Source organism: Idiomarina sp. HB (assembly GCF_048059115.1).
Taxonomy (GTDB): Bacteria; Pseudomonadota; Gammaproteobacteria; order Enterobacterales; family Alteromonadaceae; genus Idiomarina; species Idiomarina abyssalis.
The window spans coordinates 215,348-241,720 of record NZ_JAYLVU010000001.1; the positions used below are offsets into that span (position 1 = coordinate 215,348).

Here is a 26,373-nt window from a genome sequence, read left to right on the forward strand (position 1 = left end):
CATTTCATAGGAAACGCTGACATGTTGCTGTCACTTCTTGATCTTAGCGCTTTACTGTTTTTCTTTTTTTGCTGGATAGGCTACTCATTGTTTGCACGTAAGCGTGCCAGAACCACTCACTGCCTATCGAGTATCCTGTGTTCATTACGAATTGATTGGTTTAGTGCCGTGATGCACAAGGACAATCAGGTTGCCGATGCGTCTTTAATTGGCAATGTGGAGCGTACAGTGACTTTCTTCGCATCCTCTACGATTTTGGTGCTGGCTGGTGTCATTACTGTATTAGCTCATGCCGATGAAGTCGTTTTGGTCTTAAATGAAATTCCAATGAGTCCGGATACGGTTCCTATTTTAGTGCAGTTTAAGCTGTCGGTTCTGGCGCTCATTTTTATCTATGCCTTTTTTAAGTTTACCTGGTCAATTCGTCAGTTTGGCTTTGTATCGGTGCTGTTAGGAGCTTCAGTCGAGTACCATCAGGAGAATAAACCTGAGGAGGAGCGTCAGCGTTTTGCTATGCATGCAGCCAAAGTACTGGATCAATCCGGTCACGAGTACAATAAAGGCTTACGTACCTACTACTTTGCTTTGGCCTATTTATCCTGGTTTCTACACCCCGTCATGCTGATCATTTCAAGCACTATTGTTGTTGCAGTTCTGTATCGTCGTGAGTACCGTTCGCGCGTTTTACGCGAGTTATTGGCGACTAAAGGTTATGTACCGGGAAAAAAATAATAGGAGAACGTTGTGAATAAAGTCTTTTCTGATTTTCTTGCCTGGACTCGCGAGCACCAGTGGGGCTGTGATGAAAGTCATGATTTAACGCTTGCCGATGGCACGAAATTGTCGGTTTGGGACAGTGGCGTACTAGAAGTTACTCCAAAAAATCCTGGCCGAAAGGACATTATTTTATCTTGTGCAGTGCATGGTAACGAAACGGCTCCTATCGAAATTTGCCGTGACATTATTAACGATATTATTAATGAAAAGCAGACAGTGACACATCGCACTCTGTTTCTAATTGCAAACCCGGCTTCAATTAATAAAGGCGAACGCTTTGTTGAAGAAAACATGAACCGGTTATTCAGCGGCGCGCATAGTCAAGGTGATACCCAGAACAAAGAACGCGAGCGTGCGGCTAAAATTGAGAGTTACGTAGAGCGGTTTTACCAGGAAGCCCCAGATGGCTCCCGAGAGCGACTGCACTATGATTTGCATACAGCAATTCGGGACTCAAAACGCGAGAAGTTTGCCGTTTATCCGTTTACACACGGAGCACCTTATAGTCGGGAACAGCTTCAGTTCTTACTGGCCTGTGGGGTCGATACCGTTTTATTAAACCAAGCGCCGACAACCACCTTTTCTTACTTCAGTGTCAGGCAGTTTAATGCGCAGGCATTTACGGTTGAATTAGGTAAGGTGCGTCCATTTGGCGAAAATGACCGTACTCAGTTTGCCGGAGCCGAAAATTCATTGCGTAAATTGATTTCTGAAATGGAGCTGGAATTTGGTCCCTTTGAGCCAGAACAACACTATGTCTTTAAAGAAGCACAAACCATTAACCGCACTCAGCAGGACTTTGAGCTAAACTTTGCGGATAATGTTGCTAACTTTACCTCTTTTAATAAAGGGGATTTACTAGCGCGGGACGGTGACAAAAAGCATTACGCTCAGCACGATGGTGAACATATTATTTTCCCCAATGCCAAAGTGGCGCTGGGACATCGGGCGCTATTAACTGTGGTACGGGTACCGACAGAATCGCTCGACCTGGTCTGAGACTCACTGGTCTAAGTAGTCAGGCTTTGTTGTTATTACTGTTCGTTTCTATTTACACTTAGCGCACTCAGTTTTCATTAGTGTGTGGTTTGCATGTCACTTTACGTAAAGGTAAAGTAGCGGCAATTTTCCACCCAGCTTAAAACCGAAAGAGAAGGTTATGGCCAAGGATAAAAAACACAACACAGAGATTGTGACCAAACCGAAATGGTTTGATAAAGACTCAGTCACAATTCCAATGCTGCAAATCTTAAAAGAAGATGGCAGTTTCCATAAAGATGCCGATATGCCGGAGTACGATAAAGAGCTGATCGTGAAAATTCACGACACTATGCAATTTATCCGTATTCTTGATGAACGCATGATTGCCGCTCAGCGTCAGGGTCGTATCAGTTTTTACCTGGCCTCCCGGGGGGAAGAAGCTGAAAGCGTGGCTTCTGCCGCCGCGCTGGATGCCGGTGACATGATCATGGGCCAGTACCGTGAGCAGGGCGCTTTAGCATATAGAGGTTTTACCGTTGAACAGTTTATGAATCAGCTGTTTTCTAACGAGAAAGACTTAGGTAAAGGCCGCCAGATGCCGGTTCACTACGGTTGCGCTGACTTAAACTTCATGACCATATCGTCGCCTTTGGGAACGCAAATTCCACAGGCAACAGGTTATGCGTTTGGTCAGAAAATGGATAAAACCGAAAAGTGCACTATCTGTTACTTTGGTGAAGGCGCAGCATCTGAAGGTGACTTCCACGCCGCTCTGAACATGGCATCAGTTTATAAAGTGCCGGTTATCTTTTTCTGCCGTAATAATGGTTACGCTATTTCTACACCAGCGCAAGGCGAGCAGTATGCTGGTGACGGTATCGCACCGCGTGGTATTGGTTATGGTATGAAAACCATACGTATTGATGGTAACGACGTTTTCGCTGTGTTGAAGGCAACGCAGGAAGCTCGTCGTTTAGCTGTAGAAGAAAACGAGCCTGTATTGATTGAAGCTATGTCATATCGTATGTCAGGTCACTCTACGTCAGATGACCCTACAGGTTATCGTACTCGTGATGAAGAAGCAGACTGGCAGGCCAAAGACCCACTTGATCGTTTGCAGAAGTGGATGATGAATGAAGGCTGGTTGGATAAAGATCACGTTGAAGAGCATCACGCAGAAGTAAAAGCGAAAGTTCTGGCAGCATTAAAAGAGTCAGAAAAAGTACCGGTCCCGCACATTGATGAACTGATCAATGATGTTTACGACGAACCGACTGACATGCTGAAAGAGCAGTTAGACGAGTTAAAAGAGCACATCCGCAAATACCCGGATGCCTACAGTAAAACGTCGGGGAGACTGGACTAATGGCTAAAATGAATTTACTACAGGCCATCAACAGCGCGCTAGACCTGGCGATGGCCAAACATGACAACGTATACAGTTTTGGTGAAGATACTGGTGGTTTTGGCGGTGTATTCCGTGCAACCTCAGGTTTGACCGAAAAATACGGCAAACATCGCAACTTTAATACACCCTTGGTTGAACAAGGCATTATTGGTTTTGCCAATGGTCTTGCTTCGCAGGGTAGCTTTGCTATTGCTGAAATTCAGTTCGGTGACTACATATTCCCGGCATTTGACCAAATTGTGAATGAGACGGCCAAGTTCCGTTATCGTTCAGGTAATGAGTTCAACGTTGGTGGTTTAACCATTCGTACACCGTACGGTGGCGGTATCGCCGGTGGTCATTACCACTCACAGTCTCCGGAAGCCTACTTTGCGCATACGCCGGGCATTAAAATTGTGACTCCACGTAACCCGTACGAAGCAAAAGGGTTACTGCTGAGCGCTATTTTTGATAAAAACCCGGTGTTATTCATGGAGCCGAAGCGGTTGTACCGCGCCTCAACAGGTGAGGTTCCTGAAGAAGAATACACTATTCCACTAGGCAAAGCTGACGTGGTCAAAGAAGGTACAGATATTACCGTTCTTGGCTGGGGCGCGCAGATGGAAATGACCGAAAAAGCAGTTGAAAAAGCCGAAGAAGATGGCGTTTCATGCGAAGTGATTGACTTGCGCACCATCTCCCCGTGGGATGTTGAAACTGTGACTCAGTCAGTTTTGAAAACCGGACGCCTGGTGATTAGCCAGGAAGCACCTATTACCGGTGGTTTTGCCAGCGAAATCGCGGCAACCGTTCAGGACAAATGCTTCTTGTATCTTGAGTCTCCAATTGCCCGTGTTTGCGGTATCGATGTACCGTATCCGCTGTGTCATGAGAAAGAGTACATGGCTGATCATTTGAAGATTTATGAAGCGATCAAACGCTCAATGAACTACTAAGGACCCATCGACATGAGTAAAGACTTTATTCTGCCCGATATCGGCGAAGGGATCGTAGAGTGCGAAATCGTTGAGTGGCTGGTTGCCGAAGGTGACGAGGTTAAAGAAGACCAACCTGTGGTTGAGGTAATGACCGATAAAGCCATGGTTGAGATCCCGGCTAAAGACGACGGCGTTGTAGAAAAGCTGTATTACCAGAAAGGTGATATCGCTAAGGTCCACGAGCCGTTATTTGCCATTAAGCCAGCTGACGGCTCTTCTGATGAGTCGCCGGCCAAAGAAAAAGACAGCGCGCCGGCTAAAAAAGAAGAATCGAAAACTGAGCAAAAACAAACCTCAGCCGGTGGCGATACAACCGACTTTATTTTGCCGGACATTGGCGAAGGTATTGTTGAATGTGAAATTGTTGAATGGCTGGTGTCTGAAGGCGATGAAGTAAAAGAAGACCAGCCGGTTGTTGAAGTCATGACGGACAAAGCAACGGTTGAAATTCCGGCGAAAGACGACGGTACCGTGGTTAAGCTGTATCACAAGAAGGGTGATATTGCGGAAGTACACAAGCCGTTGTTTGCGTTGAAGCCCGCGGGTGGCGTTCAAGAATCGGATTCAAATGCTCCGGAGAGTCATGTTGAACCTGAGTCTAAGACACCGTCATCGGATTCCAAAGCAGAGGCTGAACCGCCAGCGAAAGGACGTCAGGGCAAAGCCATTGCAAGCCCGGCAGTACGCCGTCTGGCACGTGAGAACGATATTAATATTGCGGAAGTATCGGGTTCAGGTAAAAAAGGCCGGGTTCTGAAGCAAGATATTGAAGCCTTTAAGTCAGGTGACCAGAAAGCGCAGACAACAACTGATAGTCAGCCGTCACAAAAAACGGCTACTACTGGTGGTACTCGTACCGAGGCTATCCGCGGTGTTAAAGCGGCTATGGCTAAGCAAATGATGAGCTCGGTCAGCACCATTCCACATTTCACCTATGCTGATGAGTTTGATGTTACTGAGCTAATCGCATTGCGTGAAAAGCTGAAAGAGCAGTACAAAGAGAAAGGTATTCGTTTAACTGTAATGCCATTCTTCATTAAAGCTCTTTCGCTGGCACTGAAAGAGTTCCCGGTGATGAACGCACAGGTGAATGAAGACTGTACAGAGATCACTTACTTTGATGACCACAACATTGGCATGGCCGTTGATACCAAAATTGGCCTGTTAGTACCTAACGTCAAACAGGTACAAAACAAGAGCATTATTGATGTAGCCAATGAAGTCACTCGTCTGACTCAGGCATCGCGTGAAGGCAAGTTGCCGCAAGCCGATATGAAAGGCGGTACTATCAGTATTTCAAACATCGGCGTTATTGGCGGTACAGTGGCAACTCCTATCATCAATAAGCCGGAAGCTGCGATTGTGGCTTTAGGTAAAGTGCAGGAACTGCCGCGCTTTGATGCCAACGGTAACGTGGTAGCCCGTAAGATAATGACGGTAAGCTGGTCAGGCGACCATCGCATTATCGATGGTGGTACCATTGCCCGTTTCAACAAACTCTGGCAGGAATATCTCGAAGACCCAACCAGCATGCTGGTAAACATGGTCTAGTCAGAAACAAAGAGTTAGATAAAGCTTCGGAACACGCCGTAAACCCATCCTTGGGGGCTTGGGTGACGCCATCCATGGCGTCACACAGTTCCTTCGCTTTTATCTAACTCTTTTTTGTTCCTGACTCCCTACCTCTTATCTAGGTTTGTTTAATAAGGTTAAGGCTCCTACGGATAGTGTGCGTAGTGCCGGAAGTTAAGACCCTCTGATACAGGAGTGTCGAAGGCCATGGATGGCCTTCGTCAAGCTCTCATGGATGAGCTCGCTGCGTCTCCTGTATCAGAGGGTTTTGACTTCCAGCGGAGCGCAATGTCCGTAGGAGCCTTAACACTTCCTTTCCCCTTATTTTCTATAGCTGTGCTATGGTTTTCTTATCTGAGAAGCATTGAGAGCCAGCATGTTTGAAACTATTTACCTTTCTTTAGCGGTATTGTTGATGGTGCTCACATTGGCTCCGTTATCGTGGTCGCAGGTTTGGTGGATACGGGGTCTGGACTTCCCGCGTTTGCAGCTGTCGGTGTTATTAGTGGCCTTGCTGGTTGTGGGTCTGGTTGTTATTCGTGACTGGACGTCTGTTACTGCTATTGCTTCGGGGCTCCTCATTGGTTGTTTAGTTTGTCAGCTATGGTGGGTTGTGCCTTATACGTTTTTCTTTCCTAAGGAAGTTGAAGCTGTCCGGGCGGGTAGTCATTACGAGCGTTTACGTATTATGACGGCCAATGTTCTTACCCCTAACCATAATAGCGATGGCTTGATTAAGCTTGTTCATGATTTTACGCCAGATGTGCTGGTCACGCTTGAGTCGGATGACTGGTGGCAGGAGAAGCTGGATGCAATTGAATCGGATTATCCTCATACGGTAAAGGTACCTCTGGATAACCTTTATGGCATGCATGTGTATTCTCGTTATGTTTTGTCTGATGTCAGTGTTGAATATTTGGTTGAAGACGATAAACCGTCGGTACACTGCTTTATTGAACTGCCTTGCGGACAGAGAGTAGAAGCGCATTTTGTGCATCCGGCGCCACCGAGTCCTTCTGAGAATGAAGAGTCGGAAGAGCGGGATGCCGAACTGGTGCTGGTTGCTCGTAGGGTAGAGCCGGAGAAATACCCAACCATAGTCACCGGAGACTTGAACGACGTTGCCTGGTCACGTACCACGCTTCTTTTCAGAAAAATCAGCAGCTTGTTAGACCCTCGAATTGGGCGCGGTATGTTCAATACCTTTCATGCGGAATATTGGTTTGCACGCTGGCCGCTCGACCATATTTTCCACAGTCATCATTTTGCTTTGGTCTCAATGACGCGTTTACCGGGCTTTGGGTCCGATCACTTTCCGTTACTGACGGAGCTTGCTTTGGCACCGGGAGAGAACGGTGTGGATGACGGCCCTTCACCAGATGAAGAGGACAAAGAAGCCGCCGATGAGATTGTGAACAAGGCTATGGCTTAAGCTTACGCCGAAAGTGAATACGTTGAACTAACAGCCCGAAGATAATCAGCATAAGGCCAACAAGGGTGCTTGGATAAATGGTTTCGCCAATCACTACTGAGAGCAGCAACAGTGAGATAAAAGGCGAAATAAAAATTAGGTTACTGATAAGCGCCGTATTGGTGGCTGTCTTCATGGCTTTTAACCAGAATAAAAAGGTTATTCCCATTTCAAATAATCCCACATAGCTTACTGCGGCCCAGCCTTGCCAGGGTATTGCAGACCAGTCACTCCAGATAAAACTAGCCACAACGAGTATGGGTAAAGCCAGGCCGAAGGAAAGCACTAAGCTCACGACGGAGTCGGCGTTGCGGCGTGTATTCAGGATCCAGTAACCAGCCCACAAGAAAGTGGAAATTAACGCTAGCGTAACGCCCCAGGGGTCACTGAAGCTAAGAGCCAGCACATTACCTCGTGTGGCAATAACCAAAACGCCAAAATAACCTAAGGCGCAGGCAATCCAGTCGCGACGACGTATGCTTTGTTTTAAAAACAGCGCGGCCATAATACTAAGGGCAATGGCCCAGGTGTAATTAAGTGGCTGGGCTTCGGAAGCCGGCAATAGTTTATAAGCCTGAAAAAGCACCAGGTAGTAAATTAGTGGATTAATAAGCCCCATCAGCAGGTAATACAGAGGCATTTTACGCAGCTCAAGTATCAGCTCAGAGTTTTTTTTCTGAATAAAGCAGACCAGCGCTAGAATGACAAAAGATACCGTGCTGGCAGCCGTGACCATCTGCAGTGGTGTCATGTACTGAAGAGTTATTTTAAATGCAGTAGCGACCGTTGACCATAACAGTACGGCGATGATCGCATAAGCAAAAGCTTGTTTATCAGCGGCTATGGTGTGATGGCATGATGTCCCCTTAACTCATACGTCGATGAGCACTGCAGCTTGTTGATGTTCAATCCAGACCAGCGCATTCTGCTGGTACTCTCGTGCCAGGTCAATGGCTGTTTCCTGACTGAGTCCTAAAATCATAAAGCTGGCTTCCGGCGGCCATTGTTGATCGCGGTCCTGTCCTGCACCAGAAAAGCAGTAAACTTGGCTTAATTTCTCTAAATGAGTGGCTAATTGTTTGTTTCTGCGTTTGTTTTCGTCATCTGCGAGCAGTTGGCTTTGGGGGTTACAGGCTGTGATAAAAGCACCCGTAGTGCAGCCGAAACGTTCACATAAGCGGTTAAAGTCATTATTCTTCCGCCCTATATTCAGAGTGATTGTCTTGTCATCAACTGTGAACCAGTAATCTGTATTCTTATAATGGCTTAGCAGTTCTTTATCCATGTTTTGACCGGAGTATCAATGTTGATTAGAGTACATTGTAAGAGTTTAGCCTTAATCGTGAAGAGGTTCTATGAACCCCAGTATTAGTGTGATCACCTTAGGCGTTGATGATTTGAAACGTTCGTTGGCGTTTTATCAGGACGGCCTGGGTTGGGAAACCGACGGCATTATAGGTGAAGAGTTTGAGCATGGTGCCGTGGTGTTCTTTAAATTACCCAGTGGACTCAGACTGGCGTTATGGCCACGTAAAAGTATTGCGGCAGAAATGGGCGTTGATGTCGCTCGTGCGGCTAATGAAGTTCTGCTGAGCCATAATGTCAGTTCCCGGAGTGCGGTTGATGAAGTTATGGTGGAAGCGGAACGAGCAGGAGCTGAGATTATTAAACCTGCAAAAGACTTATTCTGGGGCGGCTACGGGGGCTTTTTTAAAGACCCGGATGGGCATATTTGGGAAATTACCTGGAACCCTGCCTGGAATTAAAACCGGTAAGCGAACTCACCGGTTAGCCAACATTTTTCTGAGTAAACCAGGGAAGAATCGTTGTAGTAGCGGTGCTACTTTGCTCATGCCTTTACCGCTAATGACTTCCGCTTTATTGCTTTCAATAGCGCGGATAATATCGGCGGCGCATTGCTCAGGACTAATGCCGCTGGCGTTGTCCTGGTCTTCTTTACCTCTTAAAGAGCCGTCGCCGGTCAATGCGTTGTGCGCTATTTGTGTGCGTACAAAACCGGGAAGCACCGTGGTGCAACGCACATTGTGCTCGGCCATTTCCGCTCGCAGGCAGTCCATATAGCCGATGACTGCGAACTTAGCGCCTGAATAACCACTGCGTAGTTTGGTTCCAACTTTACCTGCCACACTAGAAACGGTGACAATATGGCCATTACGGCGCTTTACCATATCAGCTAATACCACCTGGTTTAACGCCACTACCGAGAAGTAATCGACCTCCATCAGCGTTCTGTATACAGTGAGATCAGTTTCCATAGCCGGGCTGCGCTGAGAAACACCGGCGTTATTAATAAGTATATCGACCGGTGTATTTCTCAATGCCGCAGACGCTGTTTCTTTGGCTTTCTCAGGCTGATTTAAGTCCAGAGCTAATACCTGATGCTGTTCGCTGTTTGGAAGGCTTTGTCGTAACTCTTCCAATTGTTGCTCACGGCGTGAGGTTAAAATCAGTCTGGCACCCTGATTGGCTAACTGACGTGCCAAAGCCAGACCGATGCCCGAAGAAGCACCGGTTAGCCAGACTGTTTTATTGTTAACAGAGGTCATGAGTTTAGCCCGCCGGGTAAACGTAGTTAGCCTGAATACCGAGTGGGAACCCAAGTGTCCAATATAAAATCAGGAACGCTGACCACAAAATCAACAGAGCGATAGTGTATGGCATCATCGCAACCAATGTGCCAATGCCGGTGCCTTTTACGTAACGTTGGCAGTAAAGCACAACCAGCGGGAAGTAGGGCAGCAACGGAGTAATGATATTACTGGATGAATCACCGACACGATAAGCAGCCTGAGTTAAATCCGGTGAGTAACCCAGCTGCATTAGCATAGGTACAAAAATTGGTGATATCAGTGCCCATTTTGCTGAAGCTGAACCCACAAATAGGTTGATAAAGGCTACCAGAATGACGATGCCGACCATGGTAACTCCACCGGACAGCTCCAGGCTGGCCAAGAAGTTCGCGCCTTTAACGGAAATTAGCGTACCGAGCTGAGAGTCACCGAAGGCTTTAATAAATAAGGCACAGAAGAACGCCATGACCATATAGTAAGCCATACCTTCCATCGACTTGGTCATTGCGCCGATAACGTCCTGCGAGTTGGTAAAGTTACCGGAAACGTAGCCATGAACAATGCCCGGAATAATAAACAGCAGGAAAATAAGCGGCACAATCATGCCCATAAGAGGGGCTGAGTAGGATGCCAATTCACCCGTTGCCGGGTCAGCTAATGGTGTATTTTCAGCCGTTGCGGAAAAATACAACAGGGCCAAACCTACTGCCATGGTGATTACGCCAGCGTAAAACGCTTTGCGGTCACGCGGGGAAACATCATCCAGTGCAGGCATGTCATCGGCATCACCGTCAATTTCGGCACCGCGTAAACGAGGTTCAACCACCTTATCGGTCAGGAACCAGCCAATAGCGACAACGATAACTGACGAAGCGGCGGTAAAGTAATAGTTGTTTAATGGGTTTAACTGCATATCCGCATCAATAATTTGTGCGGCACTTTCAGTAAAACCTTGTAGCAACGGGTCGATAGCGGAAGGAACAAAGTTGGCACTGAAGCCACCGGAAACACCAGCGAAAGCGGCGGCGATACCGGCCAATGGATGTCTACCAGCAGCGTAAAAAATAACACCACCCAAAGGAATAACCAGCACATAGCCGGCATCAACGGCGGTATGGCTGACAATAGCAACCAGAATCAGCACTGGCGTCAGCAACATTTTGGGCGTGACGTTCAGCATTAACTTAATGGCGACATTAATAAAACCTGAGCGCTCGGCTACGCCGACACCTAACATGGCAACCAGCACAACACCTAAAGGCGCAAAGCCCATAAAGGTGTCAACCATATTGGCAAGGAATGCGGCCATTTCGGTACCACTTAATAGGTTAGTAACGCCTATTGTGTCCCCGGTTAGCGGGTGTTTTTCGTCAAAGCTGACGCCGGATAATAGCCAGGACATTGCCCAGACAATAACGAGCAGGCCAAAAAACATAACGGCCGGGTCAGGTAGTTTATTACCGACCTTTTCAACGCCATCAAGAAGGCGGTTAAGCAGACTGTCCGGTTTTTCCTTTTGCGAACGGTCTGGTTGTGGAGATTGAGCTATGGTGTAACCCCTGATTGTTATTTTATTGGTCTAATTATTATGCGCAGGTATCATAACCATTATTGTGCAGCGGAACAAAGCAAACAGGGTGAAAAAAGTGTCAATGATTTGTGGTACAGATGAAGCCGGTCGGGGGCCTATTGCAGGGCCGGTTGTGGCGGCAGCGGTGATACTGGATCCGGAGAATCCAGTTGAAGGGCTAAACGACTCGAAAAAGCTGAGCGAGAAAAAGCGCGAGAAGCTCAGTCTGGAAATAAAGGAAAAGGCGCTTTACTGGGCTATTGCTCAATCTGATCCTGATGAAATTGAGGCTATTAATATTCTCTGGGCGTCGATGAAAGCCATGCAAAGAGCCATTGAAGCACTTCCGGTTAAGCCTGACATGGTTTTAGTGGACGGTAACCGGGTGCCTGAATTAAACGTCCCTGCAAAAGCTATAGTGGGAGGAGATGCGAGTGAACAGTGCATTGCGGCAGCATCGATTTTAGCGAAAGTGGAACGGGACAGACAGATGCTAAAGTGGCATGAACTCTACCCACAGTATGAATTTGACAAGCACAAGGCTTATGGCACTCCCAAGCACCTTGAACTATTAGAAAAATATGGGCCGTGCCCTATACATCGCAAGGGCTTTAACCCGGTGAAGCGTGTGCTCGCAAACTTGTGATTTAACCTGAATATTCATACAATACAGGCCTATTCATTGAGCTCTTTTAGGAAGTTGGAAGCCACCATGCAGTCTATCCCGCACGTTGATATGCGTCGTTACCATGACGACTTTGATGCCTTTACTCAAGATGTAGGCAACGGTTATGAGAAATATGGCTTTATTGCCTTAACTCAGCACGGAGTTGATACAACGCTTATTGAACGGGCACTGGATACCTGCCGTGAGCTTTTCGCGTTACCGGAAGACATTAAGAAACAATATCATCGTCCGGGCGAGGGTGGCGCGCGCGGCTATACTCCTTTTGGTACCGAGGTTGCTAAAGACGCGACACATGTTGACTTGAAAGAGTTCTGGCATGTGGGCCGGGAAGTGGAAGGTGAGCCGGTTTACCCACAGTTGTTACCTAACGTGTGGCCGCAGGAACTGCCTAAGTTTAAGGACGACATGCTCGCTATATACGCGGCATTAGATAAGCTGGGTAATCAGGTACTGGATGCTTTAGCCGTTTATTTAGGCCAACCGCGGGACTTTTTCCGAAATAAGGTCAACAACGGCAATTCAATTCTGCGTCCTTTGCATTATCCGCCTATTATTGATGAAGATACCCCTTCTGTTCGCGCCGGCGCACATGAAGATATTAACGTTTTAACCTTATTAGTGGGTTCGCGTGAGCCAGGGCTGGAAGTTTTAGCTAAAGACGGGACGTGGGTACCAGTAACAATTATCGAAGGTGCTATTATCTGTAATGTGGGTGATATGCTACAGCGGCTGACCAATCATGTGTTGCCATCCACGACGCATAGGGTAGTTAACCCTCCCGCACCATACAATGCTAAATCACGTTACTCTATTCCGTTCTTTTTGCACTTTAATCCGGATGTGATGATTACGCCTTTGGAAAGCTGTATTTCCGAAGAAAATCCGCAGCGCGATGAACCGATTACTGCGGATGACTATCTAATGCAACGCTTACGTGAAATTGGGTTGATAAAAGACTAAAAGGATCAGCTGGTGAAAACAGGCGAGTTTAATTTAAAACGTATGGTTCGAGGGTGGACGGCTGTTGCAGCTTCTGCGCTGTTAATCAGTTGTGTCTCAGCTCCTCAGGAGCCCCAAAGCAATAAGTTCCAATTAACGCTGTTACACATTAATGATCATCACTCCACTTTGGCGCCAAAACAGCAAACTCTGGTTTGGGGTGATCAGGAGTGGCAGGTTGAAGCAGGCGGTTTCCCAAGGGTTGCGGCTCAAATCAAGGCCCTGCGAGAAGCGAATAGCAATGTGCTGACTCTGCATGCTGGCGACGCTCTTACTGGTAGTTTGTATTTTACGTTATTTGGCAGTGAAGCCGACGCCCGTATGATGAATAACGTGTGTTTTGACGCTTTCACAATTGGTAATCACGAGTTTGATAATGGTGACGCCGGGTTGGCTGAGTTTCTGCAGCAGTTGGGTACTGAACGTTGTCCGACAGCTAAGCTGGGGGCAAACATTAAGCCTAAAGTGGGCGATTCTCCTTTAACGCCGAATCGCGACTGGGAGATGTTCAAACCCTATACCGTTGTTGAGCGTAATGGTGAGGAAATTGCCATTATTGGTCTGGATATCGCCAGTAAAACTAAAAAATCGTCACAGCCCGATGAAACTACTGAGTTTTTAGATGAACTGGAAACGGCGCGTAAATATGTTGCCGAAGTTCAACAGCAGGGCATTGAGAAAATTGTCCTGCTGACTCATATTCAGTACGAACGTGACAAAGAGCTGGTACAGCAACTGCCTGGCGTCGATATTGTCATTGGCGGTGACTCACACACCTTACTGGGTGATTTCAGCGGTTTTGGAATGGAATCTGATGGACCATACCCAACTGAGTTAACGAATGCCGATGGCGACAAAGTTTGTCTTGCTCATGCTTACCAGTATTCACTCGTAGTTGGTGAAATGCAGGCGTTTTTTGACGGTGACAAAATTGAAGAATGCGGCGGCCGGCCACACTACCTTTTGAGTAATGATATTCAAGTGAGTGACGGCATTGTGACGACTTATGAACCCATCAAAACTGCATTTGAAGAAAGTGGTGTGTTCAGCTTTGTCGAGCCGGATGCTGAGCTGCAAAATATGCTGGAAGATTATCAAAGCAAAGTTGAGGACTTTTCTGCTGAAGTGTTAGCGCAAGTTCCACAACAAATTTGCAGTCAGGAAATTGATTTACCACGACGCGACGGCTGCGCTGATGTAATGAGTTCAGGTGCCCATCGCCTGGTAGCCGAAGCCTTTTTGCATTCAGTGCCAGAGGCCGACTTTGCGATACAAAACGGTGGCGGTGTCCGTTCTGATATTAGTCAGGGAGACTTCACAGTCGGTGACGCATTTAACGTACTGCCTTTTGCGAATACGCTGGTGAAACTGGAGCTCAGTGGTTCTGAGTTCAAACAGGCAATGGAAGAAGCGTTAGCTTATTCCGTCTCTGACGGCGGCTCAACACGAGCTTACCCTTATGGTGCCGGTATTCGTTACTCGGTTGATTTAACCAAAGAAAAGGGTAGCCGTGTGTCTAATCTGCAGGTGTGGGATAAAGGCAGCAACAGTTGGCAACCAATGACGGCAAGGGCAACCTATGTCATGGTCACCAATAGCTTTATTGCCGGCGGTCAGGATGGCTACGACACGTTTTATCGTGTCAGTGAGCGAGGTCGGGCCCGCAATACAGGAATAGACTACGCTGAGTCTTTGGTGAATTACGCCCGTACTCAGGACGTATTAAAACGCCCACAGGATTTTGCAACACAGTCTTACGTTCCTGCCGGAGATAATTAGTGGCTCGACAGTTCGAGTCTGCACCTGTTTCAGATAACGCCAGATTTGATTTTATTGTTGTCATTCTGGCGTTATTGACGGCTTTTGCCCCGCTTTCCATCGATATGTATCTGCCTGCATTCAGCGCTATTGCGTCTGATTATGCAACCGATACACATCACGTTGAATTATCGCTTACTGCCTTTTTCTTCGGTCTTTTTATTGGTCAGTTACTTTACGGTACTGCGACCGATAAGTTCGGACGCAAGAATCCGTTGTATATCGGGCTGGCAATCTACGTGGTGACGTCTATTGGTTGTGCTTTTGCCCCGGACATTCAGTGGCTTATCGTTTTACGCTTTTTCCAGGCCATTGGGGCCTGTGCCGGTATTGTTATTGCCCGGGCGGTGGTGCGTGACTTATACACACCACAAGCGTCAGCTCGTGTGTTCTCTTTTCTCATTCTTGTTATGGGCGTCGCGCCTATTCTGGCTCCGCTGTTTGGGGCTTATGTAACGGAATGGATGGGCTGGCGCGCTTTGTTTCTGATTGTGGCTGCATTGGGCGTTGCGTCAGCGGTAACCATTCACTTTGTCATGCCGGAAACGCGGGGGCGCCGCTACGATGTGCGTATGCGGAACACCGGCAGCACCTATTGGTCAGTGCTTCGCGATCCGTCTTTTCTTCGTTATTCGTTAACAGGTGCTATTGCTCAGTCGGGTCTGTTTGCTTACATCACTGGTTCGCCGAAAATGTTTATTGAAGTTTTCGGTCTTTCGCCAACTCACTACAGTTGGTTATTTGGTCTGAATGCTATTGGTATTATCGGGCTTTCTCAATTAAATGGTTGGTTGTTGAAGTACCATTCCTCTCGAAAAAATTCTTAATGTTTCTTTGCCTATGCTGGCAATAGTTTCGGTCATAATGTGTGTTATGGCTTACTTAAATGCGAGCTTCTGGGGAATTTTGCTGCCTTTATTCGCCTATATTTCAACGCTTGGTTTGGTTTTCCCCAATGCTATGGCCGGGGCTTTGGCAGAACAAAAAGAACGGGCGGGTTCAGCCTCGGCAGTGACCGGCAGTTTACAGTTTTTAATTGCGGGTTTGGTGTCTGCCGGAGTGAGTCAGGCTGGTTCGTTTACTGACTACGCTATGGCGTGGGTGATAGGTGTGGCCGGCTTATTAGCGGTTATTGCATACCGCGTAATGCGCCGGCCAGAATAACTTTTTTAGTTATAGAAAGTTGGTGCTGCAGGCCCAACAGGGAAGCCAAACACAAACACCCACAGGAAGAAGAGTACTGACCAACCGACAAAGAAGACCATAGAGTATGGCAGCATCATGGCAATCAGGGTCCCTATACCCAAGTCCTTCTTATAACGAGCGGCGACTGCCAATATCAAACCGAAGTAGCTCATCATAGGGGTAATGATGTTCGTTACCGAGTCACCAATACGGTAGGCGGCCTGAATAACCTCCGGCGAGTAGCCAATCAGCATAAGCATAGGTACGAAGATAGGCGCAGTAATAGCCCACTGTGCCGAAGCCGAGCCCAGCATTAAGTTAACGAAGCCGCAAACCATAATGAAGAACAAGAAAATGATAGGACCGGTCATGCCAATATTGGTCAGGAACTCGGCACCGTTAATGGCAAAAATGGTTCCGAAGTTAGTCCATTTAAAGAAGTTGACGAATTGTGCGGCAAAAAACACCAACACAATGTACATGCCCATAGTACTCATACTGTGCGACATAGCGTCAATGACATCACGGTCGGTTCGCATGGTTTCAACGGTGCGACCATAAACATAACCCGGAATGGCAAAGAAGAAGAAGATGTAAACCACAACGCCCTTGAGAAACGGGGAGCCTGTGACTTCACCGGTTTCAGGGTGGCGCAGAATGCCCCATTCAGGCACGACCGTTAACGCCAGAATGCCGGCGAGAATCAACACACTGATACCAGCGTAAATTAGCCCGCGTTTTTCTTTTTGGTTGAGTGGATCCATGGACGATTGATCGGATAAATCAATAGAGGCTTCGTCTTTGTTGTATTTGCCCAGTTTTGGCTCAACAATTTTATCTGTGATCAAAGCACCCATAATGGCAATTAAGAAGGTGCTCACCATCATAAAGTACCAGTTGGCTTCGGCGCCGACGGTATAGCTTGGGTCGATTATTTTAGCGGCTTCTTCGGTAATGCCCGACAGTAAAGGGTCAACCGTTCCAATTAACAGGTTGGCACTGTAACCGGCAGAGACGCCGGCAAAAGCTGCTGCAAGACCAGCCAGGGGGTGACGACCCAGTCCATAAAAAATCATGGCAGCAAGAGGTACCAGAACCACGTAACCAAGCTCGGCCGCGGTATTGGAAACGACACCGGCGAAGACCACAGTAACGGTAATAAGACGTGGCGGGGCTTTCATGACCAGTCCGCGCATGGCGGCTGAGATTAAGCCCGAACGTTCAGCAACGCCCACACCCAAAAGAGCAACCAAAACCGTACCTAAAGGCGTGAACCCGGTAAAGTTAGTGACCAGGTTGGTCACAATGCGTTGTATCCCTTCAGCATTCAGTAAGCTGACGGCTTTTATAACGGTTTCGCCGTCTCTGGGGTCTATTGCGCTGACACCGAAGTAAGCGGCAATGCCACTAATGAAAATAATGAAGAGGCAGAACAGAGCGAATAAGGTAATTGGGTGGGGTAACAGATTACCGAGCCACTCAACGGTATCAAGAAAACGGGTAAACCAACCGCGCTTGCTGGTTGCGTTGTAGTCGTTATTGGGAGACTGCATAACTCACGCCTTTATTATAAGTTTTTAAACCAGCGCAAGATTCTAGCATAAAAAAAAGGCGCCGCTGAAACCAGGGCGCCGTTTTTACTTAGAGGTTAGCGATTATGCCGCTTCACCTTTCTTTAGATTTTTTAATGCGTAATCAAATGCTGCTTTACCGGCTAACAGATCTTCCGGAGCAAAGTCATCAACATTGATGGTACGTAAGCGACCCGCTTCAGTGCGCTCTAGTAACGCAACTTCATCGTCGCTTAGTACGCCCAGCTCTTTACCTTTAGCACCAATTTGGTCTAACTGAGTAAAGCTAAAGCGTTTACCGGCTGCTTTGCAGACTTTGTCGTACAACGGCTCGGCAGCAATGACGTCTTGCAGTGTTTGCTCAAGGAAACCGAAGTGACCTTCAGGGCTCAGGAACTGACCTTCGCCTAAGCGTGTGCGTACGTCATTAGGTGACATCAGCATACGGGCAATTTTGTGATCGTTCTTGTCTGAAGGACGTTTAGCAATGCGGCCTAACGGGTACATTACTGCACGCATGAAGCTACCAACACCACCAAAGTTTGCCAGCATTTCTAACTGTGCTTCCTGCAGCTTATGCAAGGTATCCTGCATAGCCCAGTGAACTAACGGCAGGTCTTCTTTAATGCGGCCCTGGTCATGGAAACGCTTCAGAATACAAGAACCAATGTACAAGTAGCTAAGCATGTCGCCTAAGCGTGCAGAAACGCGCTCTTTGCGTTTGAGGCTGCCACCCAGTTTACCCATAGCAATGTCTGACAATAACGCCATGTTGGCACTAAAGCGGTTCATCTGCTGATAGTATTTACGGGTTTCGTCGCTTGCCGGAACAGAGCTCAGACGGTGACCACCAAAGCCATAAAATACCGAGCGAACGAAATTACTCATGGCAAAACCAATATGACCAAATACGGCTTTATCAAACTTTTTCAGAGCTTCAGGCCCTTGTTCCGCTGATGCTTCCATTTCTTTTAAAACAAACGGATGACAACGGATGGCGCCCTGGCCGTAGATCATCATGCTACGAGTCAGAATGTTGGCGCCTTCAACGGTAATAGCAACCGGGACACCCTGGTAACCACGGCCTAAGTAGTTATTCGGACCTAAACAGATGCCTTTACCACCATGGATGTCCATAGCGTCGTCCATGCAAGAACGTAACTTTTCAGTCATGTGGTATTTTGCAATGGCGCCGATAACCGAAGGCTTTTCGCCCAGGTCGATACCTTTGGTCGATAACATGGTGACCGCGTCCATCAGGTAAGCGTTACCAGCAATGCGTGCCATTGGCTCTTCAACGCCTTCCATTTTACCGATAGGCAATTTGAACTGACGGCGGATGCGCGAATAAGCACCCGTTGCCAGAGCAATTGATTTAATGCCACCGGCGCTATTTGATGGCAGAGTGATTGAACGGCCAACTGACAGACATTCAACCAGCATACGCCAACCTTTACCGGCGTTTTTCTGACCACCAATAATGTAATCTAATGGAACGAATACGCCGTTACCGCGAATAGGACCGTTCTGGAACGGGACGTTAAGCGGAAAGTGACGGCGACCTATTTCAACACCTTTAGTGTCACGAGGAATAAGGGCACAGGTAATACCCAGCTCTTCTTCTTCACCAATAAGGTTGTCAGGGTCGTACATTTTGAATGCCAGACCTAGTACAGTAGCGACTGGCGCTAACGTGATGTAGCGCTTGTTGAAATTCAGTTTGATACCGACGATTTCTTCGCCGTTCCATTCGCCTTTACAGACTACACCTGAATCAGGAATAGCACCGGCGTCAGAGCCAGCTTCCGGGCTGGTCAGTGCGAAACATGGAATTTCGTCACCGCTGGCTAAGCGAGGCAGGTAATGGTCCTGCTGTTCTTTGGTACCATAATGCTGCAACAACTCGCCCGGGCCTAATGAGTTAGGTACACCGACGGTTGAAGCCAGTACCGTACTAACGCCGGCCAGCTTCTGTAACACACGAGACTGCGCGTAAGCAGAAAACTCCAGACCACCGTATTCTTTCTTGATGATCATGGCGAAGAATTTCTCATCCTTCAGGTACCGCCAGACATGCTCGGGCATATCCGTTAGTTCGTGTGTGACTTCCCAGTCGTTCAGCATTTTACAGACTTCTTCACAGGGGCCTTCTAAGAAAGCTTTTTCTTCAGCCGTTAATTCGGCCTTAGGTACGTCGTGAAGTTTTTTCCAGTCAGGGTCGCCGCTGAACAAGTCACCATCCCACCATACGGTGCCGGCTTCCAGTGCATCGCGCTCGGTGTCAGACATTTCTGGCATTACCTTGCGATATGCGCTAAGAATAGGCTTAGTCAGCAGATTCAAACGAACCGGTGCTAAGTTGAGTGGTACCAGCACAATGGCTAAGATAACCCAAAGAACCGGGCCAACAATGTCGATTGCGCTACCAATAGCGAACATAATAACTAAACCGGCGCTGAACATTGCCAGGCTGGCTCGTTTGTAAATTAATGCAGCCGCAACTAAAACAGTAGCGACAATCCAAAGTGCAATACTCATAGTGTAATACTCCGACGTGGAGGTCTGACCAGTGATACTGTGCAAGTTAGATCAACGAGCGGTTATTTTCAAGCAAAAATTGAACGGGCGTTTGAATTTTGTTGTCAATATAAACGTCCAGTAGTAAATAAAGTGGAGAAGTGAAAGTGAAAAGGACAGTCAGTTGGCTGGTATCGAGCGTTTTAGTAGGCAGCATGACAATGAGCTATGCCAACGCCGATAACCATCAAAATGCCGAACAGCCTATCGAACAGTCAATGAAACCTTATCAGGCTGATTATTTGATCACGCGTGGTGATAGCGAATATGGGGAAGGCTATCGTTACCTGGAAGTGTCGCCTGAGGACGAATGGCAGTTGCGAACGAAGTCCGATATTTCCTGGTTTATTTTGTCCGATACGCGTGAAGCTCGCTCCGTATTTATTGTGGATGAAAAAAATAGCCGATTGGAACCGCGCGAATTTATTTATATGAGAACCGGAACGGGGTCGGATAAGTCCTTTCATGGCGAATTTATAGCGGATGAGAAGAAAGTCCGTAATGTTGATACCGGGCGCATGCTGGATGTGAACTGGGAAGATGCCTTGTTTGATGAAGCTAACGTGACGGAGCAGTTGCGTGTTGATTTAGCCAATGGTTCTGAAGTCTTCGAATACCGGCTTGTTGATGAAAAAGGGAACGAAGATGAGTACCGTTTTGAGGTATTAGCGCGAGACCAGCAGTTATCTTTACCTTACGGCGAGGTTAAAGCAATAAAAGTAGGGCGCATAAGGGATAATAACCGGCGTCAGACCTTTTTCTGGTTTGCGCCGGAGCTAAACTATGTGATGGTTAAAATGCAGCAGTTTAAAGAAGGTGACGAGCAAGCGACCATGTCGCTTAAGAGCTTGTCTATGTAAATTAATCTGCTGCGTAGCCTTGGGCGCCTAGCACTTCGCCATCGAGGGTGACGCGCCCACCTTCCAGCTTCAGACGCCCCTGACAGAACCAGTTAACCACCAGTGGATAAATACGATGTTCCTGCTCGTGAACCCGGGCCTGAATATCTTCTACCGTGTCGCCTTCGAAAATAGGAACCTTAGCCTGCAATGCGACCGGGCCCCCGTCCAGCTCTTCTGTTACAAAGTGCACACTCACACCATGTTCGGTATCGCCTGCGTCCAAAGCTCTTTGGTGCGTATTCACCCCTTTGTATTTGGGTAACAGAGATGGGTGAATATTAAACATGCGGCCTTCGTAGTGGCGCGTAAATTCGCCTGTCAGAATACGCATAAAGCCGGCAAGTACGACCAGATCGGGCTGGTAACTGTCTATCAATGTCTTTAACTCAGCGTCATAAGCTTCACGAGAGTCAAACTCTTTGTGGCTTAATACTTCGGTATCAATGCCTTTAGACGAAGCTTTCTCTAAACCTTTAGCGGAGGCTTTATTGGAAATAACCGCAACAACTTTACCGGCGACTTTACCGTCTTCACAGGCCTTTTGAATGGCCTGCATATTACTGCCCGTGCCTGAAATTAGTACAACAATACGCTTCATTAGTGAGTCTCGTCGGCCAGAATGTCGACTTGCTCTTCACCTTCAGCTGCATTGGCAATACGGCCAATTTTCCAGGCGTCTTCGCCAGCATCGGTCAGAATGTGGATGGCTTTGTCTGCGTGCTCGTTTGGAACCGCAATAACCATACCCACACCACAGTTAAAGGTGCGGTACATTTCTTTCATGCTGACATTGCCGTTTTCTTTTAACCAGTCGAAGATAACCGGCCAGTCCCAGCTGTTGCCATCAATAACGGCTTTACTACCTTTAGGCAGTACGCGAGGGATGTTTTCCCAGAAGCCGCCACCGGTAATGTGCGACAAAGCGTGTACCGGTACGTGTTTAATCAATTCCAGAACCGATTTCACATAAATGCGTGTAGGTTCTAATAGGTGGTCTGCCAGTGTTTTACCTTGCAGGTGAGACTCTAAATCTGCGCCGCTGACTTCAATAATTTTACGAATAAGCGAGTAACCGTTCGAATGAGGACCACTTGATGCCAGGGCGATGAGAGCGTCGCCGTCGGCAACCTTAGTGCCGTCGATAATCTCTGACTTTTCGACCACACCCGTACAAAAACCGGCTAAGTCATAATCGCCGCCTTCGTACATGCCTGGCATTTCTGCGGTTTCGCCACCAATCAGGGCACAGCCTGATTGCTCACAGCCGTCACCGATACCGGCAACCACATCGGCTGCTACGTCAACGTCCAGTTTGCCTGTTGCGTAGTAGTCGAGAAAGAACAGAGGCTCAGCACCCTGTACAATAAGGTCGTTAACGCACATAGCAACCAAATCGATACCCACCCCACGGTGACGTTTAAGATCGATAGCTAAGCGTAATTTGGTACCCACACCGTCGGTTCCGGAAACCAGAACCGGTTGCTTATAACCCGCCGGAATTTCACACAGAGCACCAAACCCACCAATGTTACCCATGACTTCAGGGCGGTGCGTGCGCTTGGTAACGCCTTTAATACGTTCAACCAATGCATTACCAGCGTCAATGTCGACGCCCGCGTCTTTATAACTTAAAGAAGGTTTTTTATCGCTCACAGAATAATCCCGACTGGCAAAATTTGCGCGCAAGTTTAACACGATTCGTGGTACAAAAGGTAGCCTGAAGCCTTAGGTTATTACCTCGGGAGCAGCGCTTGGAGAGATCGTAAATTTATGACTGGTAAAAGAACTCAAATAATCCCCGCACAAACGTCGCATTTAGATGCGGTAACTGCGCTGGAAGCTCTTACTTTCCCCGAAGATGCTATTAGTAAGCGTAGCTTTCGGCGGTTCATTGAGTCATCCACTGCAGACTTTCATGTGTTGGTGGCCGATGCCCGGGTAATTGGCTATACCGTTGTTCTTTACCGAAATAATACTAATCTGGCTCGGCTTTATGCGCTGGTTGTCGATGAAGGCTCCAGGAGTCGGGGGTATGGACGGAGTTTGCTACAAACTGCAGAGGAGCTCGCGGATAAGCGACATTCACTGTTTCTGCGTACCGAAGTCGCTACCTCTAATACGGTTGCGCAACAGTTGATGAACAGTGAAGGGTTCCGTGCGATAGAACTGCGCGAGGCGTATTTTCCTCCTTCATCTTCACAATCCACCGACGCATTAGTTTTACAAAAGCTGCTTCCCCGATATGAAATGGGCGAGGACTCCGGTGTGGGAGCAACGGATGAATATGTTCCTATGCTGACTCAGTCGACAGAGTTTACCTGCGGACCAGCCAGCTTGTTAATGGCGATGGATTATTTCGGCCGGCCGAGCAGCGATCCGCAAGCTGAAGAGCTGGAAATTTGGCGTCAGGCAACCACCATTTATATGACCTCCGGACATGGTGGTTGTGGGCCACATGGGCTGGCGCGCGCGGCGTATCAACGTGGCTTGAAAGTACGGGTGGAAGTTAATACCGAGCAGCCCCTGTTTGTAGATTCAGTTCGTCAGGAACAGAAAAAGACTGTGATGCAGCGTATACAGCAGGCCGATATGACCTATTTACGTGAACATGATGTGCCCATTGTTGTACGTGATTATGACGTTAATTTAATAAAAGAAGATTTGAGTCAGGGTTGTTTAATTATGGCGCTGATTTCAACTTATCAGTTCGACGGTATTCGCGCTCCACACTGGGTTTTAATTTGCGCCGCAGACGATGACTTTATTTACATCAATGACCCGGATTACGATACGTTACCCTGGGAATCTCCAACTGAACGTCAATATTTGCCTGTGCCTATAAGTACTTTCAGCAAAGCCTTTGGCTACGGCGGTCGTAAGCAAAAAGCGGCGGTTGTGCTTTGTGCTAATTAGGTAACAAAGTGATCAATTGCCCTTGAATTATCCGTAATTATGCTCAAAGTCATGTAACAGTACCAGATGATAAAGGAATTCCTTATGAGCTCAGCATTTGATGATTTTGAACTAAAAGGCCACAAACTGGAAAACCGTTTTGTCGTCGCCCCAATGACACGAACCAGTGCCGATAAAAAAGGTAAGCCAACCGAGTTAATGGGTGAATATTACGAACGCTTCGCCAAAGGTGGCTGGAGTATGATCATCAGTGAAGGCGTTTACACTGACCGCCAGGCAAGTCAGGGTTACGAAAACCAGCCGGGTATTACCGATGCTCCTCAAACCGATGCCTGGAAAGAAATTGTCGAGCGTGTTCACAAGCACGATTGCAAATTCATTATGCAGTTGATGCATGCTGGCGCCCAGTTTCAACACAATGAATACACCGATACGCCAATTGCACCTAGCGAAGTAAAGCCTAAGGGCGAGCCATTAGATTTATATGGTAAAACAGACGGTTGGCCTGAAGTGAAAGCCATGGATGAGACCGATTTTGATGCTGTTATGAACGGCTTTGTTGGTGCAGTAAACCGCGCTAAAGAAGCTGGTTTTGATGGTATTGAGCTGCATGCGGCTAATGGTTATTTACTGAACGAGTTTTTGAGTGATTACTTTAACCAGCGCCCGGACCAGTGGGGCGGTAGCATGGCGAAACGTATGCACTTTCTTGAGTTGGTAGTTAAGGCGGCGAAATCGGCAGCCGGAGACGACTTCATTGTTGGTGTGCGACTCAGTCAAATTACGGTGACGGATTCAGAATATCAGTGGCCGGAAGGTGAAGACGCCATGATAAAAGTGGTTAAGGCTATGGATAAAGCTGGTGTGGATTACATTCATACAACAGACACTGATGTTATGCGTAAACCGTTTAAAGGTGGAAGCAATAAAACGTTGGGTGATGTTGTACAAGAGTTCTCAGATATTCCGTTAATTGTTAATGGCGGCATTAGTGAGAAAAACTATGAGCATGTAGCGGCACATTATCCGAATGCGTTACTGGCTATGGCGAAAACGTCATTGGCGAATCCGGATTTTCCAATTCGGATAAAGTCTTCTGAGCCATTACGCCAGTTAGATTTTGCCATGCTTCAACCAACCGCTACACTTGAAAATGAGTGGAAATGGCGGGACGAAAATGACGCGCACATTGAACTGGATTGAAGCGGTTTTTAAGTAGCGGACAGGAGGTTTCTACGATGAAAAAAGTAGCAGTTATTTTATCCGGCTCCGGTGTCTTTGACGGCGCCGAAGTGAACGAAACGGTATTGACGTTATTGCATATAGCGAAGCAAGGCGCAAGCTACGAATGTTTTGCGCCAGATATAGAGCAGATGCACACCATTAACCACCTTAAAGGTGAAGAAAGCGGTGATAAACGCAATGTGCTTGAGGAAGCCGCGCGCATTACCCGTGGTGAGGTTCGGCCGCTAAGCGATTTGGATTCAACTGAATTTGATGCGTTAATTTTGCCAGGCGGCTTTGGTGTGGCGAAGAACCTGTGTGACTTTGCTGTAAAAGGCGCCGATATGACGATCAATGACGAGGTTTTAAAAGTTGGTCAGGCTTTTGTCGATGCCAAGAAACCTGCGGGCTATATGTGTATTGCGCCAGTGTTATTGCCGCATATTTACGGGAAAGGGGTCAAAGTCACCATCGGTAACGATGGCGAAGTAGCCAGCGCTATTAATAAAATGGGCGGCGAGCATGTGAACTGCGGTGTTCGCGATATTGTTGTGGATGATAAACACCAATTAGTCACCACACCGGCCTATATGTTGGCTGAAAATTTGCTCGATGCGGAAGAGGGCATCAGCAAATTGGTTGAAAAAGTCTTATATATGGCGGCCTAACACCGAACTTAAAGCCTAATAAATAACCGCTTAAGTGCGGAACTTATAGCACTTAAGCGGTGTCTGAGTTATAGTACACAGGTTACGTAAGTAATAGCTTTGGGGCTGATCTGGATTCGACGGGATACACGAAACCCAAGGTGCATGCCGAGGTGAGGCAGGCCTCGTAAAAAGCCTCAACCTAATAGTTGCAAACGACGACAACTACGCTCTAGCGGCTTAATAACCCGCTAAGCCCATCCCCCGGCGCTTTGTCTGCGAGACCGGACCAGGATGGCTCAACCTAATGTAGACTCGCGTGGATGCTTTGTCCGGAGCTGAAGCGTTAAACTTAATCGGACTCGTCAGTTGTGAAGCCTGTCAGTCGGCGTCACACTGATTAACTAAAAGACTGACTAAGCATGTAGGACCGAGGATGTAGGTATTGCGGACGCGGGTTCAACTCCCGCCAGCTCCACCAATTCCATAAAAAGGGGATGTC

The 26,373-nt window shown here is 47.6% G+C and carries 24 protein-coding genes and 1 other RNA gene; 17 read left to right on the forward strand and 8 right to left on the reverse strand.

Going from position 1 to position 26,373, the window contains the following annotated elements; all coding sequences use genetic code 11:
- Nucleotides 1-21 precede the first annotated feature (21 nt).
- The 6 genes from VBY75_RS01090 (at nucleotide 22) to VBY75_RS01115 (ending at nucleotide 7,147) form a co-directional block, all read left to right on the forward strand.
- A complete protein-coding gene (locus tag VBY75_RS01090) occupies nucleotides 22-732 on the forward strand; it encodes a DUF599 domain-containing protein (RefSeq protein WP_054488304.1) in 711 nt (236 codons plus the stop codon).
- A gap of 12 nt (nucleotides 733-744) precedes the next feature.
- Nucleotides 745-1,776: a succinylglutamate desuccinylase gene (gene astE, locus VBY75_RS01095; RefSeq protein ID WP_416510655.1), complete on the forward strand. Its 1,032-nt coding sequence runs from the start codon at nucleotides 745-747 to the stop codon at nucleotides 1,774-1,776.
- 160 nt (nucleotides 1,777-1,936) lie between these two features.
- Nucleotides 1,937-3,124, forward strand: a complete 1,188-nt coding sequence (locus VBY75_RS01100) for a thiamine pyrophosphate-dependent dehydrogenase E1 component subunit alpha (protein WP_199494570.1) — start codon at nucleotides 1,937-1,939, stop codon at nucleotides 3,122-3,124.
- Complete coding sequence (locus VBY75_RS01105) at nucleotides 3,124-4,101, forward strand: alpha-ketoacid dehydrogenase subunit beta (RefSeq protein ID WP_054488299.1); 978 nt, start codon at nucleotides 3,124-3,126, stop codon at nucleotides 4,099-4,101. The genes VBY75_RS01100 and VBY75_RS01105 overlap by 1 nt, the downstream gene beginning before the upstream one ends.
- Before the next feature lie 12 nt (nucleotides 4,102-4,113).
- Nucleotides 4,114-5,694: a dihydrolipoyllysine-residue acetyltransferase gene (locus VBY75_RS01110; protein WP_416510657.1), complete on the forward strand. Its 1,581-nt coding sequence runs from the start codon at nucleotides 4,114-4,116 to the stop codon at nucleotides 5,692-5,694.
- A 397-nt stretch (nucleotides 5,695-6,091) separates the two neighbouring features.
- The gene (locus VBY75_RS01115; protein ID WP_416510659.1) at nucleotides 6,092-7,147 is read left to right on the forward strand and encodes an endonuclease/exonuclease/phosphatase family protein; all 1,056 of its coding nucleotides are present in this window, start codon (nucleotides 6,092-6,094) and stop codon (nucleotides 7,145-7,147) included.
- Here the strand turns inward: VBY75_RS01115 and VBY75_RS01120 are convergent.
- Complete coding sequence (locus tag VBY75_RS01120) at nucleotides 7,137-8,030, reverse strand: DMT family transporter (protein WP_416511470.1); 894 nt, start codon at nucleotides 8,028-8,030, stop codon at nucleotides 7,137-7,139. The genes VBY75_RS01115 and VBY75_RS01120 overlap by 11 nt on opposite strands.
- 27 nt (nucleotides 8,031-8,057) lie before the next feature.
- Nucleotides 8,058-8,471 carry a DUF3293 domain-containing protein gene (locus VBY75_RS01125; protein ID WP_054488291.1) on the reverse strand — a complete coding sequence of 138 codons (414 nt, stop codon included), beginning with the start codon at nucleotides 8,469-8,471 and terminating at the stop codon, nucleotides 8,058-8,060.
- Between the two features lie 70 nt (nucleotides 8,472-8,541).
- Here VBY75_RS01125 and VBY75_RS01130 point away from each other — a divergent pair, with 70 nt between their 5' ends.
- On the forward strand, nucleotides 8,542-8,952 hold the full coding sequence (locus VBY75_RS01130) for a VOC family protein (RefSeq protein WP_273022942.1): 411 nt from the start codon (nucleotides 8,542-8,544) through the stop codon (nucleotides 8,950-8,952).
- 15 nt (nucleotides 8,953-8,967) lie between these two features.
- Here the strand turns inward: VBY75_RS01130 and VBY75_RS01135 are convergent, their stop codons facing one another.
- Together VBY75_RS01135 and VBY75_RS01140 are read right to left on the reverse strand one after the other, a co-directional pair.
- Nucleotides 8,968-9,753, reverse strand: coding sequence for an SDR family oxidoreductase (locus tag VBY75_RS01135; RefSeq protein WP_273022944.1), 786 nt, complete (start codon nucleotides 9,751-9,753; stop codon nucleotides 8,968-8,970).
- Between the two features lie 4 nt (nucleotides 9,754-9,757).
- Nucleotides 9,758-11,326, reverse strand: coding sequence for an AbgT family transporter (locus tag VBY75_RS01140; RefSeq protein WP_278356549.1), 1,569 nt, complete (start codon nucleotides 11,324-11,326; stop codon nucleotides 9,758-9,760).
- A 103-nt stretch (nucleotides 11,327-11,429) separates the two neighbouring features.
- Between VBY75_RS01140 and rnhB the strand changes: the two genes are divergently transcribed.
- From rnhB to VBY75_RS01165, 5 genes are all read left to right on the forward strand, one after another.
- Nucleotides 11,430-11,993 (forward strand): ribonuclease HII, encoded by a 564-nt coding sequence (gene rnhB / locus VBY75_RS01145; RefSeq protein ID WP_054488285.1) that lies wholly within the window; start codon nucleotides 11,430-11,432, stop codon nucleotides 11,991-11,993.
- Nucleotides 11,994-12,059: 66 nt separating this feature from the next.
- Nucleotides 12,060-12,995 carry an isopenicillin N synthase family dioxygenase gene (locus VBY75_RS01150; protein ID WP_273022945.1) on the forward strand — a complete coding sequence of 312 codons (936 nt, stop codon included), beginning with the start codon at nucleotides 12,060-12,062 and terminating at the stop codon, nucleotides 12,993-12,995.
- 12 nt (nucleotides 12,996-13,007) lie between these two features.
- The gene (locus VBY75_RS01155; RefSeq protein ID WP_278356520.1) at nucleotides 13,008-14,813 is read left to right on the forward strand and encodes a bifunctional metallophosphatase/5'-nucleotidase; all 1,806 of its coding nucleotides are present in this window, start codon (nucleotides 13,008-13,010) and stop codon (nucleotides 14,811-14,813) included.
- Entirely contained in the window at nucleotides 14,813-15,679 is an 867-nt protein-coding gene (locus tag VBY75_RS01160; RefSeq protein ID WP_416510663.1) for a multidrug effflux MFS transporter, read from the forward strand. The genes VBY75_RS01155 and VBY75_RS01160 overlap by 1 nt, the downstream gene beginning before the upstream one ends.
- A gap of 46 nt (nucleotides 15,680-15,725) precedes the next feature.
- Entirely contained in the window at nucleotides 15,726-16,016 is a 291-nt protein-coding gene (locus VBY75_RS01165) for a hypothetical protein (protein ID WP_278356522.1), read from the forward strand.
- Between the two features lie 5 nt (nucleotides 16,017-16,021).
- On the opposite strand, the gene VBY75_RS01170 is transcribed toward VBY75_RS01165, so the two are convergent.
- Together VBY75_RS01170 and fadE are read right to left on the reverse strand one after the other, a co-directional pair.
- Complete coding sequence (locus VBY75_RS01170) at nucleotides 16,022-17,590, reverse strand: AbgT family transporter (protein ID WP_054488277.1); 1,569 nt, start codon at nucleotides 17,588-17,590, stop codon at nucleotides 16,022-16,024.
- Nucleotides 17,591-17,692: 102 nt separating this feature from the next.
- The gene (fadE, locus tag VBY75_RS01175; protein WP_416510666.1) at nucleotides 17,693-20,146 is read right to left on the reverse strand and encodes an acyl-CoA dehydrogenase FadE; all 2,454 of its coding nucleotides are present in this window, start codon (nucleotides 20,144-20,146) and stop codon (nucleotides 17,693-17,695) included.
- A gap of 146 nt (nucleotides 20,147-20,292) precedes the next feature.
- Between fadE and VBY75_RS01180 the strand changes: the two genes are divergently transcribed.
- Nucleotides 20,293-21,045, forward strand: coding sequence for a DUF3108 domain-containing protein (locus VBY75_RS01180; protein WP_222235498.1), 753 nt, complete (start codon nucleotides 20,293-20,295; stop codon nucleotides 21,043-21,045).
- Between the two features lies 1 nt (nucleotide 21,046).
- On the opposite strand, the gene purN is transcribed toward VBY75_RS01180, so the two are convergent.
- Both purN and purM read right to left on the reverse strand, forming a co-directional pair.
- A complete protein-coding gene (gene purN, locus VBY75_RS01185; protein ID WP_278355596.1) occupies nucleotides 21,047-21,685 on the reverse strand; it encodes a phosphoribosylglycinamide formyltransferase in 639 nt (212 codons plus the stop codon).
- Nucleotides 21,685-22,740: a phosphoribosylformylglycinamidine cyclo-ligase gene (gene purM / locus VBY75_RS01190; protein WP_199494580.1), complete on the reverse strand. Its 1,056-nt coding sequence runs from the start codon at nucleotides 22,738-22,740 to the stop codon at nucleotides 21,685-21,687. The genes purN and purM overlap by 1 nt, the downstream gene beginning before the upstream one ends.
- Before the next feature lie 117 nt (nucleotides 22,741-22,857).
- On the opposite strand from purM, the gene VBY75_RS01195 reads away from it, so the two are divergent.
- The 4 genes from VBY75_RS01195 (at nucleotide 22,858) to ssrA (ending at nucleotide 26,352) form a co-directional block, all read left to right on the forward strand.
- Nucleotides 22,858-24,000: a peptidase C39 family protein gene (locus VBY75_RS01195; RefSeq protein WP_416510669.1), complete on the forward strand. Its 1,143-nt coding sequence runs from the start codon at nucleotides 22,858-22,860 to the stop codon at nucleotides 23,998-24,000.
- A gap of 84 nt (nucleotides 24,001-24,084) precedes the next feature.
- Nucleotides 24,085-25,203 carry an NADH:flavin oxidoreductase gene (locus VBY75_RS01200; RefSeq protein WP_222235495.1) on the forward strand — a complete coding sequence of 373 codons (1,119 nt, stop codon included), beginning with the start codon at nucleotides 24,085-24,087 and terminating at the stop codon, nucleotides 25,201-25,203.
- A 35-nt stretch (nucleotides 25,204-25,238) separates the two neighbouring features.
- The gene (elbB, locus tag VBY75_RS01205; RefSeq protein ID WP_416510671.1) at nucleotides 25,239-25,892 is read left to right on the forward strand and encodes an isoprenoid biosynthesis glyoxalase ElbB; all 654 of its coding nucleotides are present in this window, start codon (nucleotides 25,239-25,241) and stop codon (nucleotides 25,890-25,892) included.
- A 101-nt stretch (nucleotides 25,893-25,993) separates the two neighbouring features.
- Nucleotides 25,994-26,352: a transfer-messenger RNA gene (ssrA, locus tag VBY75_RS01210) on the forward strand.
- The last annotated feature ends 21 nt before the right edge of the window (nucleotides 26,353-26,373 follow it).